Here is an 844-nt window from a genome sequence, read left to right on the forward strand (position 1 = left end):
TCCTAATATTCTCAACCAGAGGGTTTCTGGGGTTTCAGGTAATCGGTTGACAGCAACGAGAGCCGTTTTTTGCGCTTCTCCAAGGAAATAAAATCCGTGTTCCCAGTTGTCTTTACGAGCAAACTTGAAACGCTCGATAAGGCGATCGCTGGCAGAAGGTGCAATAATCCACAGGTGAGGGAGTTCGGAATCTCCCAGAGTGCGATCGCTTCTTCTGGCCTTGCGCTGCAATTGGCTGTGAAGGGAATATAATTTCAGGATACAATTGCGAATCTCGGTTTCGCTGGGTTGATTGCGGAAAGGTTCGAGAGAACAAGGCGTAACCACCATTTGCCCGAGAATTCCTAAGTCTGGGGGTGAAGGTGGAGGAGTAGGTGAAGGGGAAAAATAAACATCTATTTGACGCACTTCAGAAGCAACTTCAAGGCTAATATTAACCTCTCCGAAGGGTGCGAGAAGTCCTTCAAGGTATTGTTTGGCAAATTGGTCATGGGGTCGATCGGTCATTACAAATTGCTCTTTTTGACTTATTCTTCGCCACCAAAACGACTTAATAACTCTTCATCAGTCAATTGCATCGCGAGGGAAACCGCTTCTCGAGTCGGGAGTTGTAGCAGACGATCGCAAATCCTTAACACTCGTTCGTCAAAAGAATCAAAGCGCACTGTTAGCATCGTTTCTAGCATCGTGCGTCGTTCTTGTTGCAATCCTTGTTGCAATCCCTGTTGCAATCCTTGTTGCAATCCTTGTTGCAATCCTTCTTTTAGCGTTTCTTCTCGCCATTTGAGATAAGCGGGGGATAATGTCATGATTAACTCCTGTTCTTCTCTTGTAGGACTGGTTT

The 844-nt window shown here is 45.9% G+C and carries 2 pseudogenes; both read right to left on the minus strand.

Features of this window, described 5'->3' with window-relative positions:
- Positions 1-507, minus strand: a pseudogene (locus JUI58_RS00810) (hypothetical protein); the annotation flags it as partial.
- Positions 508-527: 20 nt separating this feature from the next.
- Positions 528-844 (minus strand): annotated as a pseudogene (locus tag JUI58_RS00815) (hypothetical protein); the annotation flags it as partial.

This window comes from Spirulina sp. CCY15215, from assembly GCF_016888125.1.
Taxonomy (GTDB): Bacteria; Cyanobacteriota; Cyanobacteriia; order Cyanobacteriales; family Spirulinaceae; genus CCY15215.